Annotated in this window: 15 protein-coding genes and 1 tRNA gene; 7 read left to right on the top strand and 9 right to left on the bottom strand. The window is 73.4% G+C overall.

The genetic code is table 11. The annotated features are described in order from the left end of the window. Positions 1–49: 49 nt before the first annotated feature. Positions 50–1,885 (bottom strand): hypothetical protein, encoded by a 1,836-nt coding sequence (locus ACLQ2X_RS13640; RefSeq protein ID WP_425681364.1) that lies wholly within the window; start codon positions 1,883–1,885, stop codon positions 50–52. 90 nt (positions 1,886–1,975) lie between these two features. Between ACLQ2X_RS13640 and ACLQ2X_RS13635 the strand changes: the two genes are divergently transcribed. The 4 genes from ACLQ2X_RS13635 to ACLQ2X_RS13620 all read left to right on the top strand — a co-directional run bounded on the left by ACLQ2X_RS13635 (position 1,976) and on the right by ACLQ2X_RS13620 (position 4,240). Then, a tRNA-Leu gene (locus ACLQ2X_RS13635) sits at positions 1,976–2,056 on the top strand. A 110-nt stretch (positions 2,057–2,166) separates the two neighbouring features. Next, positions 2,167–3,015 carry a Bax inhibitor-1/YccA family protein gene (locus tag ACLQ2X_RS13630; protein WP_425681363.1) on the top strand — a complete coding sequence of 283 codons (849 nt, stop codon included), beginning with the start codon at positions 2,167–2,169 and terminating at the stop codon, positions 3,013–3,015. Positions 3,016–3,143: 128 nt separating this feature from the next. Further along, complete coding sequence (locus ACLQ2X_RS13625) at positions 3,144–3,902, top strand: Bax inhibitor-1/YccA family protein (RefSeq protein WP_425681362.1); 759 nt, start codon at positions 3,144–3,146, stop codon at positions 3,900–3,902. Between the two features lie 17 nt (positions 3,903–3,919). Beyond that, entirely contained in the window at positions 3,920–4,240 is a 321-nt protein-coding gene (locus ACLQ2X_RS13620; RefSeq protein WP_425681361.1) for a hypothetical protein, read from the top strand. Positions 4,241–4,921: 681 nt separating this feature from the next. Here ACLQ2X_RS13620 and ACLQ2X_RS13615 read toward each other — a convergent pair. The 4 genes from ACLQ2X_RS13615 to ACLQ2X_RS13600 are packed head-to-tail and all read right to left on the bottom strand — an operon-like array spanning position 4,922 to position 9,660. Next, positions 4,922–6,406 (bottom strand): CHAD domain-containing protein, encoded by a 1,485-nt coding sequence (locus ACLQ2X_RS13615; protein ID WP_425681360.1) that lies wholly within the window; start codon positions 6,404–6,406, stop codon positions 4,922–4,924. A 40-nt stretch (positions 6,407–6,446) separates the two neighbouring features. Next, positions 6,447–7,709: an acetyl-CoA C-acetyltransferase gene (locus tag ACLQ2X_RS13610; protein ID WP_425681359.1), complete on the bottom strand. Its 1,263-nt coding sequence runs from the start codon at positions 7,707–7,709 to the stop codon at positions 6,447–6,449. Between the two features lie 57 nt (positions 7,710–7,766). After that, a complete protein-coding gene (locus ACLQ2X_RS13605) occupies positions 7,767–8,579 on the bottom strand; it encodes an SGNH/GDSL hydrolase family protein (RefSeq protein ID WP_425681358.1) in 813 nt (270 codons plus the stop codon). Positions 8,580–8,613: 34 nt separating this feature from the next. After that, positions 8,614–9,660, bottom strand: a complete 1,047-nt coding sequence (locus ACLQ2X_RS13600; protein ID WP_425681357.1) for an SGNH/GDSL hydrolase family protein — start codon at positions 9,658–9,660, stop codon at positions 8,614–8,616. Positions 9,661–9,801: 141 nt separating this feature from the next. On the opposite strand from ACLQ2X_RS13600, the gene ACLQ2X_RS13595 reads away from it, so the two are divergent. Continuing rightward, positions 9,802–10,158, top strand: coding sequence for a YkvA family protein (locus ACLQ2X_RS13595; RefSeq protein ID WP_425681356.1), 357 nt, complete (start codon positions 9,802–9,804; stop codon positions 10,156–10,158). Positions 10,159–10,232: 74 nt separating this feature from the next. After that, entirely contained in the window at positions 10,233–11,603 is a 1,371-nt protein-coding gene (locus tag ACLQ2X_RS13590; RefSeq protein WP_425681355.1) for a cystathionine beta-synthase, read from the top strand. A gap of 85 nt (positions 11,604–11,688) precedes the next feature. Here the strand turns inward: ACLQ2X_RS13590 and ACLQ2X_RS13585 are convergent, their stop codons facing one another. Both ACLQ2X_RS13585 and ACLQ2X_RS13580 read right to left on the bottom strand, forming a co-directional pair. Then, a complete protein-coding gene (locus ACLQ2X_RS13585; RefSeq protein ID WP_425681354.1) occupies positions 11,689–12,198 on the bottom strand; it encodes a GNAT family N-acetyltransferase in 510 nt (169 codons plus the stop codon). Continuing rightward, positions 12,195–13,124: a ribonuclease Z gene (locus tag ACLQ2X_RS13580; protein ID WP_425681353.1), complete on the bottom strand. Its 930-nt coding sequence runs from the start codon at positions 13,122–13,124 to the stop codon at positions 12,195–12,197. Before ACLQ2X_RS13580 ends, ACLQ2X_RS13585 begins: the two co-directional genes overlap by 4 nt. A gap of 640 nt (positions 13,125–13,764) precedes the next feature. Here ACLQ2X_RS13580 and ACLQ2X_RS13575 point away from each other — a divergent pair. Then, positions 13,765–13,929, top strand: a complete 165-nt coding sequence (locus tag ACLQ2X_RS13575; protein WP_425681352.1) for a hypothetical protein — start codon at positions 13,765–13,767, stop codon at positions 13,927–13,929. Between the two features lie 215 nt (positions 13,930–14,144). Here the strand turns inward: ACLQ2X_RS13575 and ACLQ2X_RS13570 are convergent, their stop codons facing one another. Together ACLQ2X_RS13570 and ngg are read right to left on the bottom strand one after the other, a co-directional pair. Beyond that, complete coding sequence (locus ACLQ2X_RS13570; protein WP_425681351.1) at positions 14,145–15,329, bottom strand: osmoprotectant NAGGN system M42 family peptidase; 1,185 nt, start codon at positions 15,327–15,329, stop codon at positions 14,145–14,147. After that, positions 15,326–17,167 (bottom strand): N-acetylglutaminylglutamine synthetase, encoded by a 1,842-nt coding sequence (gene ngg, locus ACLQ2X_RS13565; protein ID WP_425681350.1) that lies wholly within the window; start codon positions 17,165–17,167, stop codon positions 15,326–15,328. Before ngg ends, ACLQ2X_RS13570 begins: the two co-directional genes overlap by 4 nt.

Genomic DNA, 17,167 nt, shown 5'->3' with positions numbered 1-17,167 from the left:
CGCCGCCGAAGGGCCCTTCCGTGCCGGAGGGGCCCTTCGGCGTGTCCGGTCAGGGGCGCCAGGTCCAGGCGTCGGCGATCCGGGTGCCGGGGCCGAAGAGCTGCTCCAGGGTGCGGCGCAGCGGTGCCGCGTGCGGTGTGTCGTCGGTGAGCGCGACGCACGACGCGCGCCAGAACTCGACGTCCCGGGCGGCCTGCCGGCGTTGCCGGTCGCCGACGGTCGGCGCCACGCCCCGCTGGGCGACGTCGGCGAGCAGGGCCGAGGTGGGCCGCTGCCAGGTGCCCATGGTCGCCGTGCCGCCGCGCCCGTACGGGCCGATGAAGAAGCCCTCCGGCATGGCGAAGTCGACGCCGGTGGCGGTGGCCCAACGCATCGGGTCGGGGTCCTTCGGGGTGGCGGTGGGCACCGGCACCAGCACCCCGCCGGGGGGTACGCACTGCCGCCAGTGGCCGCCGGTGACGAACTCGGGCAGCGGCGGGCGGTCCGTCGTGGGCAGCGGCGTGGGCAGGACGCTGAGCAGGGCCGCGCCGACCGCGTACGGGACGAGCCGGCGGACCGGGCCGACTTCGCCGAGCGCCCGGTGCACGGCGAGTGTGAGCAGGGTGCCGACCAGCGGCAGCACCGCCAGCGCGAACCGCATCGGCAGCGCGCCGTCGACCACGGGCAGCCCGGTCAGCAGCGTGTAGGGGCCGGGCACGCCGGTCCGTTCGCCGCCGACCACGACGTGCGGGCCGAGCGCGAACGCGGCCATCACCAGCGCGCCGGTGACCACGGCCACCACCGGGGCACGCCGGCCCAGCCAGACCGCGCACCCGGTGGCGACCAGCAGCAGCGGCCAGCCGAGGAAGGTGGTGAACTCGGCCGGGCCGGTGGTGAGTCGGACCGACTCGGGGCTGCCGAACACCGACAGCGCGGACAGGGTGGTCCAGCCGGCCAGGTCGGCGGAGAAGTAGGCCGGCGGGAAGATCCCGTCCGCCACGCCCTGCGGGCCGGCGAACTGCACCCGGAGCGGGACGGCCAGCACCAGCAGCGCCAGCCCGGCGGCGCCGAGCAGCCCGCCGGCGAAGCCCGGCAACGCCCGCCGGGACAACTCGCGGTCGGCCAGCGCGTAGGCGACGGCGATCACCGCCAGGGTGAGGGCGGCGAGGAACAGCACCTCCTCGCCGACGAAGACCTGCACGGTGACGACGGCGGCGAGCCCGGCCGCCGAGGACGCCGTTCGGCGACGGTCCGGGCCGTCGGCGCGACCGGCGGGGTCGGCGGCGCGCATCAGCCGGACCACCAGCCAGACCAGCACCGGGACCAGCCACTGCGCGGTCATGTGCAGGTGGCCGTTGCTCTGCGAGACCATGCCCGGCCCGAATCCGCACAGTGCCGCGCCGAGCCCTGCGGCGACACGGCGGGCCCGCAGCGTAGCGGTGAACAGCAGATACCAGGCGAGCGCCGTGCCGGCCAGGTTGACGGCGACGAGCAGGGTGAACGTGACCGGCGCACCGAACGCCAGGGTGACCGGGGCGAGCAGCACACCGAGCGCGACGACCGAGGTGTTGGCCATCAGGTTGACCCCGTCCGGCGCGTTCAGCCGGTCGGTGACCAGGTTGAACTCACCGCGCAGCGCACGTGCGTCCAAGGCCAGGAACCATTCGTAGAGCGTCTGGTCGGCCGGGTTGAGCGCCAGCATCCGGGTGTCCGGGGCCGGCCACAGGCCGTGGGTGAGCCAGCCGGCGAACGCGACGAACAGCAGTGCGACGAGCAGGTCCGCGCGGTGCCGCCGGGCGGCGGCCCACGAGCGGGCCCGCCGGCTCGCCCCCGCCGCCGGACGGATCGCCTGGTCGCGGTCGGTCCGCGCGGCCGTGCGGGCGGTGCTGGTCACGGCCTCGACCATATCGGCCGCACCCGTCGGGGTACGCCGTGTGACGGGCGAGCCGCTACGGTGAGATCTGTACCGCCGCGTGTCGACGCGCCGGTGTCACCCGCCCGGGTGGTGGAACGGCAGACACGGCCGCCTTAAAAGCGGCTGCCGCAAGGCGTGCGGGTTCGACCCCCGCCCCGGGCACGTGAACTCTCAGCTTTCCCACAGCTAGCCGTGGCGCGCGCGTTTGCGGCCACGTCTACCCTGGAGAAGCACGTCTACGTGCGATCGACCCCCTGAGGGAGGCCTGAGAAGTGAAGACCTCGAACCCGGTGCTCGCCCGGCTCGGCCAGGCGGCTGAGCGGGAGCGGGCGGCCGGGTACGCCCAGCCCGGGCCTTACGGTCAGCCCGGATACCCCCAGCAGCACCCGCAACAGCAGTACCCCCAGCAGCAGCCCTACCCGGGCGGTTACGGCCAGCCGGTGGCCCCGCCCACCGTGACTCCGATGACCATCGACGACGTCGTCGTCAAGACGGTCCTCATGCTCGCCATCCTGGGAGCCTCGGCCGCCGCGGCCTGGGTGCTGGTGCCGGATTCGCTCGTCGGCGTCGCCTGGATCGGCGCCGCCGTGGTCGGTCTGGTGCTCGGCCTGGTCATCTCGTTCTCGCGGATGGCCAACCCGGCGCTCGTCGTGGCGTACTCGATCATCGAGGGCGTCTTCGTCGGCATGGTCAGCAAGGCGTTCGAGACGCTCTACGACGGCATCGTGCTCCAGGCCGTCGCGGGCACGTTCGGCGTCTTCTTCCTGATGGCGATGATCTACAAGGCGCGCATCATCCGGGCCACCCCGAAGTTCGCCCGGATCATGGTGGCGGTCATGGCCGGCCTGTTCGGCGTCATGATGATCAACCTGGTGCTGGCGCTGTTCGGCGTGAACACGCACCTGCGTGACGGCAGCCCGCTCGCGATCGGGTTCAGCCTGGTCTGCATCGTGGTGGCGTCGCTGAGCTTCGTGCTCAACTTCGCCGACATCGAGGAGGGGGTCCGGATGGGCCTCCCGCAGCGTTACGCCTGGACGGCCGCCTTCGGCATCGTGGTCGGCCTGGTATGGCTCTACATCGAGATCCTGCTGCTGCTCAGCTACTTCCAGGGCGACGACTGACCGAGACGCCGCCCGACCCGCGACGCCCGCCTGCCGCATCCGCGGCGGCGGGCGTCGCCGTTTTCCCGTCCCCGCCGCGCCGCCCGGGGCAGAGTGGGACCGGGGTACGTCGGCGGGAGGTGGTCACGGTGCGCAGCGGCAACCCGGTGCTCGACCGGCTGGACGACGTCGGCCGCACCGAGCGGCAGGTCCTCGGTGTCGGGACCGCCGACGTGATGACGGTTGCCGACGTGGTCGGCCGGACCGTCGCTCTGCTGCTGGTCACCGGCGTCACCGCCGCGGTGGCCTGGGTGGCGGTGCCGCAGGCGACGTGGATCTCTGCCGCGCTGGCCGGCAGCGCCCTGGCCAGCCTCGCCGTGGTGCTCGTCATCTCGCTGCGGCAGGTCACCAACCCGCCGGTCATCATCGGGTACGCGGTGTTGCAGGGGCTGCTGCTCGGGGTGGCCAGCCGGGCCTTCGAGCTGGTCTATCCCGGCATCGTGGTGCAGGCGGTGGTCGGCACGTTCGGCGTGTTCCTCGGCATGGCCCTGCTCTACCGGGCCGGGTTGGTGCGAGCCACCCCGAGACTGGCCCGGCTGGTGCTGGGCACGCTCCTCGGCGTCGTGGCGATCGGCCTGGTCAACCTGTTCGCCTATCTGTTCACCGGGCGGCAGGGGGTGGCCGTCTACAGCCTCAGCGATCGGGTGGGTTGGTTGCCGTACCTGTTCTCGGTGGTGGCGATCATCGCCGGGGCGCTCAGCTTCATCCTCGACTTCGACCTGGTCGAACGCTCGGCCGCCAACCGCCTGCCTCGCCGCTACGCCTGGTACTGCGCGTTCGGCCTGCTGGTCGGGCTGATCTTCCTGTACTGGCAGATCCTCCGCCTGCTCAGCTACGTGCGCCGTTGACCGTAGACTCAGCGGCGATGAGCGCAGCGGAACTGGACCGGGCGGTGACCCTGCTGGTCCGACAGATCGGGCACTGGCAGCAGCCCCGCTGGTCGGCCTCGGCGCGGGGCGGCAACGTGTCCCGGGCCGACCTGGTGCACAAGTTGGTCCAGGAGCTCGCCGACCTGGCCGCCGACGCGGCCGGCGAACCGCGCCGCGACGTGCCCCGGCTGTCCGGTGACCTGGTCCTGCCCGACCAGTTGCGGGTGGTCGCCGCCGATCTGGCCCGGGCCGACCCGCCCGAGTCCGTGCTGGCCGAGGCCGCCGATGCCGTGGCCCGCACCCGGTCGGCTCTGTAGCTCTCCGCCGAAGCGTCACCACCCCTCCCGGCGCGAGGGTTCGCCCACCCCGCCTGCCTCGCCTTGTCTCGCCCTCGGGCCCTACGCGTCGTTGAACTGGTGGCGGTTCTCGCCCTCGCCGCGCCCCCGCCCTCGCCGCGCCCCCGCCCTCGGCGCGCCCTCGCCCTCGCTGGGAAGCGGTATCGGTTCGGAATGCCTATCGAGCTGATAGCGGAAACGACTCACCGCCCGTCCGGCCGCGTGCGTGTGATGCGGCCGTTCCAGCGTCCGCCGCGCGTTATGGAGCCGGTCCCGTCCGGCCTGGCTGGCTCCCGCCGGCTCGGCTGGTCCTGCCCGCCCCGTGACTCCCTGCTGGCTCGGCTGGTCCTGCCTGGCTTGGCTGGATCCCGCTGGCTCGGCTGGTCCTGCCCGCCCCTGTGACTCCCGCTGGTTCGGCTGGACGCGGCCGGCCCGATCGGTCGGCCCCGCTCGGCCGAGCGGTCGTGTTGTCCGGGTCGGTCCAGATCGGCCGGCCCGGGCGCTGAGTCGTTCCTGATATCAGCTCGAAAGGCATTCGAACAGCAGGTGCCGGGTGGTGCCCCGGGGCGGCGGCGCCGCCCGTCGGTGCCTGCGACCGCGCGAGCGCCGCTCCGAGGGCCGGTCGGAGCGCCGGCCGGAGGGCCGGTCGGAGGGCCGGTCGGCTCAGTGTTCGAGCCAGCGACGCACCTTGCGTCCTCGGGCCCGGTCCCGCGTCCGCAGCACCGCGGGCCGGTCGTGCCCGGCCGCCGCCGCCTGGCGGGCGTGCAGCAGGCCGTAGGTGAAGGTGTTCTCGCCCTCGGCGTACGCCCGGAGCGCCTGCCGGTGCAGCACCTCCCGGGTCACCACCGAATCCTGGTGCGTGCCGAGCAGGTTCTGGAGTGCCTTGAACCGCTTCACCAGGCGGGCGGCGGGTTTGCCGGCGACGGGCACGCGCAGCTCCACCGCGTACCGGGCGGCTTTGTACTTCTTGCGGGCCTCGTGCAGCGCGGCGTCCCCGTCCGGCCCGGAGTCGGCGAGCGCCCGGTCCAGCCGCGCGTCGGCGCGGCGCACCGCCCGGCGGACCCGGCGGTCCACCCAGCGCCGGTCCACGTTCTCGACCGGGCCGTCGACCAGCCGGTCCAGCCGAACCAACAGGTCGGGGTAGCGGTCGGAGTCCAGCGCCGCCCGCAGCGCCGTGCTCGCGTCGGCCAGGTCGGCGGCGAACCGTTGGCCGACCCGTGCGGCTACCGGGCCGAGCACCAACTCGGCCGGCAGTTCGTGCACCGCCTCGGTGAGCCGGGTGGCCATCACCTGGCCGTCACGGACCCGGCCCAGCTCGCCACCGAGCCAGCGCAGCTCGGCGCGGACCGCCTCGCTCTCCCGCCGGTCCCACAGGCCCCGGAACGTCCGCAGCGTCGCCCGCAACCGGCGGGTCGCCACGCGCATGTCGTGGACCGCGTCCTCGTCCCCCTGGTACGCCGCCGCATGGTGCCCGACGATCGCGTCCCGCTGCGCGCGGGCGTACCCGAGGACGGCCGCTGCCGCACCCGTCGGCGACCGGTCCGGGAACCGGGCGAGCCGGCCGGCGACCGCCCGGTGGGACTTGCTGACCGGCACCTCCCGGGCACCGGCCGCGCGCAGCCGGTCAGCGAGTGCGTCGAGCAGATCGTCGTCGCCCTCGACCAACTCGATCTCGATCTCGTGCCAGGACTTCCCGTCGCCGTCCACCAGATCCTCGGCCAGCACGTCGTCCTCGGCCATCTCGGCCAGCACCCGGCCGTCCGAGTCCAGCAGGCGACGCTCCCGGCGGCGATTCACCACCCGGGCGGCCGGTGTCACCGGACGTCCCCGCGACGCGCCCCGGATCAGCGCGAGCAACTCGGCCGGCGGGCCGTCGTCGGACGCCCCGACCGGGAACTGGTGCTCGACCCGGGTGCCGCCGACCGCGCCCACCTTGAGGTGCCAGCCCGCGTCGTGCCCGCCGGTACGCCGACGCAGCGCGTGCCCGCTCCGGGCCAGCCGCAGATCGTCGGTGTCCCAGTAGACGGCGTCCAGATCCGACACGGTGGCGTCGGACATCGTCACGACGCCACCGCAACCGGTCAGATCGGGCAGCCGGAAACCCTCGTCGCCGGCGTACTTGCGTTCGCGTTCCACGACGGTGGCCATGCGGCTTCCCGTACCCGTGCCGCGCGTCGGCGAACCTGGCTCAGTTCAGTCGCTCCAGCACCATCGCCATGCCCTGGCCGCCGCCGACACACATGGTCTCCAGACCGATGGTCTTGTCGTGCCACTCCAGCGCGTTGAGCAGGGTGCCGGTGATCCGGGCCCCGGTCATGCCGAACGGGTGCCCGACGGCGATCGCGCCACCGGCCACGTTCAGCTTCTCCTCCGGGATGCCGAGCTGCCGGTACGACGGGATCACCTGGGCGGCGAACGCCTCGTTGATCTCCACCAGGTCGACATCGTCGATGGTCATGCCGGCCCGCTTCAGCGCCTGCTTCGACGCCTCGACCGGCCCCAGGCCCATGATCTCCGGGGAGAGCGCGGTGACGCCGGTGGACACGATCCGGGCCAGCGGGGTGAGACCCAGTTGGGACGCCCGCTCCGCGCTCATGATCACCACGGCGGCGGCGCCGTCGTTGAGGGGGCAGCAGTTGCCGGCGGTGATCCGGCCGTCCGGACGGAACACCGGCTTGAGTCCGGCCACCGCCTCCAGCGTCACTCCGGCACGCGGGCCGTCGTCGGTGCCGACCACCGTGCCGTCCGGCGTGGTGACCGGCGTGATCTCGCGGGCCCAGAAGCCGTCGGCGATGGCCTTCTCGGCGAGGTTCTGGCTGCGGACACCGAACGCGTCCATGTCCTCGCGGGTGACGCCGTGAACCTGGGCCAGGTTCTCCGCGGTCTGCCCCATGCTGAGGTAGATGTCGGGGAGCTGGCCGGCGTCGCGCGGGTCGGTCCACACCTCGGCGCCGCCCTGGGCGCGGGCCGCGGACCGTTCCCGCGCCTCGGCGAAGCGGGGATTCTCCCAACCGCCGCCGACAAGCGCCTGCGCATCCGGCGGCAACGTGTCCGAGTTGCCCCGGGCGTACCGGGAGACCATCTCCACCCCGGCGGAGATGAACACGTCACCCTCACCGGCCCGGATCGCGTGCATGGCCATCCGGGTGGTCTGGAGGGAGGACGCGCAGTAGCGGGTCAGCGTCGCGCCCGGCAGGCCGTCCAGGCCCATCAGCGTGGCGACCACCCGCGCCATGTTGAAACCCTGCTCGCCACCGGGCAGGCCACACCCGAGGTAGAGGTCGTCGATGGTGGTGGGATCGAGCGCCGGGACCTTGTCCAGGGCAGCCTGGACGATGGTGGCGGCGAGGTCGTCCGGGCGGACCTCCCGCAGGGAACCCTTGAACGCGCGACCGATGGGGGACCGGGCGGTGGCGACGATGACGGCGTCACGGGGCGACTCAATCGGCATGTACCAACGTTAACCCGCGGGTAACATGCCGTGGAAGCGCGGGACAGGCGGGAAATGTCACCCCGCCGGAGGGCGGCGATGGTGCCGGAACGCCACCGCCGCGGCGGCCTCGACCGCCGGAAGCAGCGCGTGCGCCCAGACCCGGTAACCGTCGGCCGACGGGTGGAAGCCGTCACGGCAGAGCGTGCCCGCGTCCGCGCGGAACACCGGGCCGGTCTCCACGCCCAGGTCGACCACCGTGCCCCCGGCGTCTAGCACGGCAGCGGTCTGCGCCCGCGCCATCCGACGCCCGGACCAGCCGAGCACCTGGCGCAGCGGGGCGGCGACCGCGCGTACCGCACCGAGGTCGGGGCAGGTGCCGACGACGACCTCGACGTTCGACTCCCGAAGCCGACGCACCGCCGAGTTGAGGTATGCCGCCGCGTCGGCCGGACGGGTCAACGCGGTCGCGTCGTTCGCGCCGATCAGCACCACAGCCACGTCCGGCCGCTCGCCGAGCAGCGCCCGGGCGACCTGGGTGCCCAGGTCGGTGGCGCGTGACCCGGAGACCCCGACGCTCGACAGGTGCACCCGGCGGCCGGTCGGCCCCTCGGCGAGCAGTTGGGCGAGCTGCCCGCCGATCGTCTCCTCGAAGCGCTCCACGCCGACGCCGAGCGCCGACGAGTCGCCGAGCAGCACCAACCGCAGCGGTGGCGCGTCGGCCCGCCCGACCGTGGCGCGCAGCACCAGACCCAGCTCGGGCTGCGCGTACTCCCGGCTGCGGGCGGCGATGGCCTGGCCGGCGAGGACCGCCGCACCGCCCATCGTGCCGGCCAGCAGCGACAGGGCCGCAGCCCGGCCCCACCGTGCCGTCTCGTTCCGTCCGCTCATGCCGCCACCTCCCGGTGTCCGACGCCGCGCTCGCTCATCCGGTTCCCCCCAGCGTGGCCGGGCCGACGCCGCCGCCGGTCGCCGGTGTCGCACCGACGCCGAAGAAGGCTCGCCACCGCAGCTGCGCCCACCGCCCGCCGGGACCGCGGTCGTGGCCCCGTAGCTGGACGCCGCTGACCTCCGTGCCGGCGTGCCGCGCCGCCTCGTGCGCCGCCTCCGGGAGCGACCGTACGCCTTCGGAGCCGGTGCGAGAAGGCCGGTGCTCCGGGGCGGCACCCAACGCGGAGAGGACCACGGGCAGCAACGCCGCCGCGGCGACCGCGTAACCCTCGGCGGAGGGGTGGAAGCGGTCCCAGGCGAACATCCGGCCGGGCTCCGCGGCGAACCGCGGTCCGAGCATGTCACCGAGCGAGACGGTACGGCCGCCGGCCTCCACCACCGCCACGGTCTGCGCGGCGGCGAGCTGGCGGCTCCACCTGCGGGCCAGCCACCGCAGCGGCGGCTGGATCGGCCGGATCGTGCCCAGGTCGGGGCACGTGCCGACGACCACCTCACAGCCGGCGGCGCGCAGCGTCCGGACCGCGTCGACCAGGTAACGCACCGCCACCGCCGGCGGTGTGCGGTTGGTGACGTCGTTGCCGCCGATCAGCACCACGGCGATGTCCGGTTCGACCTCCAGGGCGGACTCGACCTGTGGCTTGAGGCCGGCCGAGAGGGAGCCCACCACGGCGAACCGGTGCAGGTGGACCGGCCGGTGCAGGCGGCGGGACAGCCCGGTGGCCAGCAACGAGCCGGGTGTCTCCCGACGCCGGTGCACGCCGTAGCCGGCCGCTGACGAGTCGCCGAGGACGACCATGGTGACCGGCGGGCCGGGAAACCTCGCGCCGTAGACACCGTCGCAGCGCGGCGGTGGGGCCTGCGCCATGGGGATGGTGCGGCGGGCCTGCCGGGCCTGGCCGAGCAGCATCCCGCCGGTGGCGGCGGTGACCGCCACCGTGGCGCCCGTGCCGATCGCCGCGAGGCGGGCGATCTGCCGGGCGCGCTGCCAGCGGATCGGCGCGACGGAACCAGCGTCCCCCATGCACCGACAGTATCGCGCCGGTACGACCACTGCTGTCCGTGATCGGATGGCTGGGCGGCGGCCGGAATGGGTACCTGAGGGGGAGCGGACGCGGAACTTGCCCGGGGGATGCACCCTGGTCGAGCGGAGAGAGGCGGAATCATGGGGAAGACGTTGAAGCGCAGCGCCGCGTTCGCCGCGCTGGCCCGGGCGCTGACGGCCGGGGCGCGGGGCGGGCCGTCGCTGGGCGCCCGGTTGGCGGCGCTGCCGCGGATGCTCCGCGCGACCACCCGGGGCGAGTACGACGGCGGTCTGCGCCTGGCGCTGATGGCCGGTGCGACGGCGTACATCGTCTCGCCGATCGACCTGCTGCCGGAGATCCCGCTGGCGATCTTCGGGCTGGCCGACGACGCGGTGATGGTCACCTGGCTGGCCGGCAGCGTGCTCGCCGAGACCGAGCGGTTCCTGGAGTGGGAGGCCCGTCGCAGCTCTCTCATCCCGGGTCATGTCGTGCCCTGACGGCACGTACGCTGGGCGGCGAACTGACGGCTGACCGGCCGCCCCGACGCCGGCGCAACGAAGGGCACAACGAGGTGCAGTACTACGACAACGTCGTCGAGCTGATCGGCAACACCCCGCTGGTGCGCCTGCGCAACGTCACCGAGGGCATCCAGGCCACCGTGCTGGCGAAGGTGGAGTACGTGAACCCGGGCGGCTCGGTGAAGGACCGGATCGCGTTGCGCATGGTCGAGGACGCCGAGAAGGCCGGCATCCTCGGGCCGGGGGGCACGATCGTGGAGCCGACCAGCGGCAACACGGGCGTCGGGTTGGCCCTGGTCGCCCAGCTCAGGGGCTACCGGTGTGTCTTCGTCTGCCCGGACAAGGTCAGCCAGGACAAGCAGGACGTGCTGCGCGCGTACGGCGCCGAGGTGGTGGTCTGCCCGACCGCCGTGGCGCCGGAGGACCCGCGTTCCTACTACAACGTTTCCGACCGGCTGGCCCGGGAGACCCCCGGCGCGTGGAAGCCCAACCAGTACAGCAACCCGGCCAACCCGCGCTCGCACTACGAGACCACCGGCCCGGAGCTGTGGCGGCAGACCGAGGGGAAGATCACCCACTTCGTCACCGGGGTCGGCACGGGCGGCACCATCTCCGGCATCGGCCGTTACCTCAAGGAGGCGTCCGAGGGGCGGGTCAGGGTGATCGGGGCGGACCCGGAGGGCTCGGTCTACTCCGGCGGCACCGGCCGGCCCTACCTGGTCGAAGGCGTCGGTGAGGACTTCTGGCCGGAGACGTACGACCGGTCGATCGCCGACGAGATCGTCGAGGTGTCGGACAAGCAGTCCTTCGAGATGACCCGGCGGCTGGCCCGCGAGGAGGGGCTGCTGGTCGGCGGTTCCTGCGGGATGGCCGTGGTGGGCGCGCTGGAGGTGGCCCGCAAGGCCGGCCCGGACGACGTGGTCGTGGTGCTGCTGCCGGACGGCGGCCGGGGCTACCTGTCGAAGATCTTCAACGACAGGTGGATGGCCCGCTACGGGTTCCTGGACGACTCGGGCACCGAGCCGACCGTGGCCGACGCGCTGGCCGGCAAGCCGGGCGGCCTGCCCGAGCTGGTGCACGTGCACCCGACCGAGACGGTCCGCGACGCCATCGACTACATGCGCGAGTACGGCGTCTCGCAGCTTCCGGTGCTCAAGGCCGAGCCGCCGGTGGTGACCGGCGAGGTGGCCGGCTCGATCGCCGAGAAGGACCTGCTCGACGCGCTCTTCACCGGCCAGGCCCACCTGCACGACACGATCGAGCGGCACATGGGCGAGCCGCTGCCGATGATCGGCGGTGGGCAGCCGGTCAGCGAGGCGGTCGGGTTGTTGGAGAAGGCGGACGCGGCGCTGGTGCTCGTCGACGGCAAGCCCAAGGGTGTGCTGACCCGGCAGGACCTGCTGGCCCACCTCGGCGCGCGCTGACGCGGTAAGGAAGGGCCCCCTTTTAACACCGCGCTGTTAAAAGGGGGCCCTTCCTCTACCGGAGGCGTTAATAAGGGGCCCTTCCTTACACCTTCCGGCCGTAGCGGAGCTGGGGCACCAGCGCGGGCCCGATGTGCTCGTCGCGCCGCAGGCCGGTGAGGGTCCAGCCGCCGCACTCGTAGAAGTGCCGGGCCCGGTCGTTGTCCCGCAGCACCCACAGCGCGGCCCGGGTCCAGCCCCGTGCTCGCATCGCGTCCAGCGCGTCGGCCATCAGCGCCCGGCCGGTGCCCCGGCCCCGCTCGTCCGGGTCGAGGTGGATCGCGTTGAGCAGCCCGGTCGCCGGGTCGCCCTCGTCGTCCGGCCCGAGGTAGGTGAACCCCACCAGCCGCCCGTCGCGCACGGCCACGGTCATCCGGTGCTCGGCGCCCTCCCAGGTGAGCCGCTCCACCCAGTAGTGCCCCATCGCCTCCGCGGTGGGTTCGGCCAGCGCCTCGGGCGGCAGGAACGACGAGTACGCCGCCACCCGGGACCGCTGGTGCAGGGCGCCGACCGCCAGCAGGTCGGCCTCGGTTGCCGCGCGCAGGGTGACCGTCACCCGGGCGACGGTACCCGCCGTGGTGGCACCGGCACCGCGCGCAGGTCCTCGGCGATCACGAGGTCGCCGGCGAAGTGCTCCCGGGCCTCGTCGTGGAAGCGGCGCGGGTCGGCGTAGCGCTGGGAGAAGTGGGTGAGCACGAGCGTGCGTACCCCCGACTCGGCCGCCACCCGCGCGGCCTGGCCGGCGGTGAGGTGGCCGACCTCGGCGGCGAGTGTCGCCTCCGACTCCAGGAACGTCGACTCGATCACCAGCAGGTCGGCATGTTCGGCAAGCGCGAACACGCCGTCGCAGAGCCCGGTGTCCATCACGAACGCGAACCGTTGCCCGGGCCGGGTGACGCTCACCTGGTCCCGGGTGACGCGGCGTCCGCCGAGGTCGAGGTGGCCGTCGCGGAGCAACTGCCCGACGGCCGGACCGGCGATGCCGTACGCGGCCAGCCGCTCCGGCAGCATCCGGCAGCCGTCCGGCTCGATCAGTCGATATCCGTACGTCTCGACGGGGTGCCGCAGTCGGCGGGCCTCCAACGTGCCGGCACCCAGCGCGATCCGCTGCCCGTCGGCGTCGATCGGCTCGACGGCCAACTCGGCGGTCTCGTGGAAGCTCGACGCGTGGCGCAGCCGGGTGAAGTATTCGGCGCCGCCGGCCGGGAAGTGCACCGCCACCGGGCGCGGCACCCGGTCCAGCGAGAGGCGCTGGATGATGCCGGGCAGCCCGAGGCAGTGGTCGCCGTGGAAGTGGGTGACGCAGATCCGGGTCAGGTCGGTGGCCGTGACGCCCGTGTGCAGCATCTGCCGCTGGCTGCCCTCGCCCGGGTCGAAGAGGATCACCTCGTCGTCCCAGCGCAGCAGGTAGCCGTTGTGGTTGCGCTGCCGGGTCGGGGTTTGACTGGCCGTCCCGAGCACCACCAGCTCGCGCATGGACACCGCATCCTCCGGAGCGCAAAAAGCGACCCCCGGGGCTTCCGCGCTTGCGCGCGGGCCGGCTGGACTGGGCCGGCACCCCGGGGGTCGGGTGGCTGTCGTGGTTTCGCCGCACCGCTGCCACACGGTCTCGACGATGGTGCTGTGCCCGCCTCGCGGCGGACGGGGTTTCACTGTCGAGGACAGCGGCTAGCGGACAGCCACCTCACGAGTCCGATTGCTATACAAGTCTGGACCACCTCCTTTCCCGTGTACGGACACGCTATCCACTCGCCGCGCGTCACGGCAACGAATTTTCGATCACAGACCGACGGAAGTCCGCCGTCCGTGTGGCAGGGCTGGTCGGGGGTGTGGGACGAGGTGCGGCGGTGGGCAGGGCAGGACTTTCCGCTGCCTTTCGAGCTGATATCAGGAACGACTCATCGTCGGCATGGCCCACCGGCCGCGCGATCAGACCGGAGGGCACCGGTAGTCAGCGACGGGATCATGGCGACGACGGCCATGGGCCGGCGACCACCGGGGCGGAGCAACGCCGACGGTTGCGGCGGTCGCCGGGAGAGCCACGTCTGGCCTGGGGGACCTGGCCGGGCGGAGAGCCCGTTGGTGGCCGGTCCTCCGGGGCGGCAGCCGGTCGGTGGTGGCGGTGAGCGGCGCCGGTCGGTGGTGGCGGTGGGTGGTGGCGGCGGGGTGGGCGGCGCCGGTCGGTGGTGGCGGTGGGTGGTGGTGGCGGGTGGTGGTGGCGGTGGGTGGCGCCGGTCGGTGGGTGGCGGAGTGGCGTCGGGGGCGCTCGGCGCTGCCGGCGGCCTGAGTGAGTCATTGCTGATATCAGCTCGAAAGGAGCGCCGAAGGGGTGGTGCCGCTTCCGGCTCCGCCCGAAGCCCGACTCCGGGTAGCCGGGTGCGGAAACCGCGGGGCCAATGGTCCGGCCGGCGCTGAAGCCCTGTGCCGCGCCACGAAGCCTGCGTCGTCGTGCGCCCCCGGGCAGCCGGCCGCCCCCGGGCAGCCGGCTGCCGCGCGGAACGGTCAGTCCAGGCCGATCGGGCCCTCGCGCGGGCCATCCTCGAGCGCCGGCTGCACGGCCAGTGACGGGAAGTCCGCCAGGTCGCCCTCCGGCTCGGCGTCCCACTCCGGGAACACCAGCGGGCTCTGCAGGTAGAGGCAGAGCAACTGGGTGAGCTGGCGGAGGCCGTCCAGGTGGGTGCGCTCGTGCCCGTGGGTGGCGTCCACGCCGAAGCCGAGCAACGCCACCCGGGCGTGCGCGCCGGCCTCGACCGCCGCCGCCACGTCCGAGCGGTAGTACTCGAACACGTCCCGGACCAGCTCCACCCCGTGCTCCCGGGCGATCGCGGCCAGGTTCCGGGTCAGGTGGTAGTCGAACGGCCCCACCCCGTCGCCCATCGCCAGCGTGGCCGCGGTCTCGCGGGACTGCTGGCCGGGGGCGACCACCGCCGCGTCCACCGAGACGATCTCCGCGACGTCCGGGTCCAGCCCGTGGCTGGCCCCGTGGCCGATCTCCTCGGTGACGGTGACCAGCAGGTGCGCGCTGACCGCCGGGGTGATCCCGGCGTCGACCATCGCCTTGAACGCCGTCAACACCGCGGCCACCCCGGCCTTGTCGTCCAGGTGCCGGGACTTGACGTACCCGCTCGGGGTGATCGTCGGGTTGGCCAGCAGCGCGACGAAGTCCCCGGCGTCGATGCCCAGCGCCCGCAGGCCGGCCTCGTCGTGCACCGGCTCGTCGACACGGACCTCGACCAGCCCCCAGCCGACGCCCTGGAGGTCGACGGCCTCGTTGTACCGGTGCCCGCTCGCCTTCAGCGGCAGCACCTGGCCGGTGATCACCCGTTCCAGGTCGTCGGTGAAGATCCGCACGTGGGCGCCCTCGGCGAAGCGGGCGCTGTGCGTGCCGATCGGGTTGACCTCCAGCCGGCCGTTCTCCTTGAGCCGCTTCACCATGCCGCCGATGGTGTCGGTGTGCACCACCACCGCCCGGTCCGCGCCGGTCGACCGGCGGCCGGGCAGGCAGGCGCTCAGCGCCCCACGCCGGGTCAGCGTCGAGGTGATCCCGATGGCGGACAGCCGCTCACCCACGTACTGCTGGATGTGGTCGGTGCGCCCCGACGGGCTGGGGATCTCCAGCAGCTCCATGAGCACCTGGCGGAGATAGTCGAGGTCGAGCTTGAGCGGTTCGGGTTTGCGTGCGGTCATGCCCCAGAGCCTGCCGCACCGGCCGGCGACCAGAGTCGCTGCGGTGCCCGGGTACCCGGGAAGAGCAGGTCGACGAAGCGTTCGGCGGTCGGCTGCGGCTCGTGGTTGGCCAGCCCGGGACGCTCGTTGGCCTCGATGAACACGTGCTCCGGGCGGTCCGGCGCGGGCACCAGCAGATCCAGCCCGGTGACCGGGATGTCGAGCGCCCGGCTGGCCGTCACACACGCGTCGGCGATCTCCGGGTGGAGTTCGGCGGTCACGTCGTGGATGGTGCCGCCGGTGTGCAGGTTGGCCGTCCGCCGCACCGCGAGCACCTGCCCCTCGGGCAGCACGTCGTGCATCCGGAAGCCGGCCTCGGCCACCACCTCACGGGTCATGTCGTCGATCGGGATGCGGGACTCCCCGCCGGTGGCGGCGGCCCGCCGCCGGCTCTGCCGCTCGATCAGCTCGGTGATGTCGTGCACCCCGTCGCCGGTGATCTGCGCCGGCCGGCGAACCGCCGCGGCCACCACCTCGTGGTCGATCACGACCACCCGCAGGTCCTCGCCCGCGCGCAGCTCCTCGATCAGCACGTCCGGGCAGAACCGGCGGGCCAGCTCGACGGCCGCGGTCAGTGCCTCCGGCGTACGCACCCCGACGGTGATGCCGTTGCCCTGCTCGCCCCGCGCCGGCTTCACCACCACCGTACCCACGTCGGCCAGGAACGCCAGGTCGTCCGGCTCGCCGGTGGCGGTGCGCCCGCGTGGCACCGACAACCCCGCCTCGGTGAGGATGCGCCGGGTCACCCGCTTGTCGTCGCAGCGGCTCATCGCCACCGCCGAGGTCAGCTCCGACAGCGACTCGCGGGTGTGGATGGTGCGACCGCCGCTGGTCAGCCTCAGCTCACCCCAGTGCGGGTCGGTCACCTCCACCCGGATACCGCGCCGCATCGCCTCGTCCGCGACGATCTGCGCGTACGGGTTGAGCTCGTCGTAGCCCGCCGGCATGGCCGGCAGGAAGAGGCGCTCGTTGATCGGGTTCTTGCGCTTCACGCACAGCGTGCCGGTGCGGTGGAAGCCGAGCCGCTCGTAGAGCCGGATCGCGCCCGAGTTCTCGGCCAGCACCGACAGGTCCACGAACGAGCGGCCGCGCGCGTCGAGCTGGTCGGCAAGCGCGGTGAGCAGCGCCTGCCCGGTGCCCGGCGGGGCGATGTTGAAGTCCACCGTCAGGCACCAGAGGCTGGCGCCGTTCTCCGGGTCGTCGAAGACCGCGACGTGGTCCACGCCGGTGATGGTGCCGACCAGCTCGCCTGTGGCGTCCTCGGCCACCAGATGCAGGAACCGGTCGGTGTCGGCGTTGTCCACGAGCACCTCGACCGGCGCGGTGACCATGCCGTTGCGGGCGTAGATGCGGTTCACGGCGTCCGCGTCGTCGGCGTCGCGCAACTGCCGGATGGTGAGCGCCGGCACCTCGCCGCCCTCGGTGGCGGCGGGCCGCGCGTCACCCAGCGGCAGCCGGTAGGTCAACGACGGGTCGATGAACAGCTCGTCCGGCAGCCGGGACACCAGCACGTGGGGGTCGCGCAGGTAGATGCAGATGTCCCGGGCGCCGACCGCCTCGGAGCGCAGCACGTCCGCCACGTGCACCTGGTCGGCGAACGTGTGCCCGAAGACCAGCCGGCCCCAGCCGCAGTCCAGCACCACACCGGAGGCGTCGGTGGCGGCGGCGGTGGACGGCAGACCCGACTCCGGCGTACCCGGGGCCACCGGGTCACCGCCGGGGCCGGTGCGTTCCCGGCGGCGGCCCAGCACCCGTTCCCGGTCGGTACGCGCCGAGCCGGTGGCGAGGGTGTCGGTCAT

It is taken from the genome of Micromonospora sp. DT31 (assembly GCF_049841795.1).
Lineage (GTDB): Bacteria > Actinomycetota > Actinomycetes > Mycobacteriales > Micromonosporaceae > Micromonospora.
The sequence above is the reverse complement of the archived record's forward strand: the minus strand, read 5'-3'. Positions and strand labels throughout refer to the sequence as shown.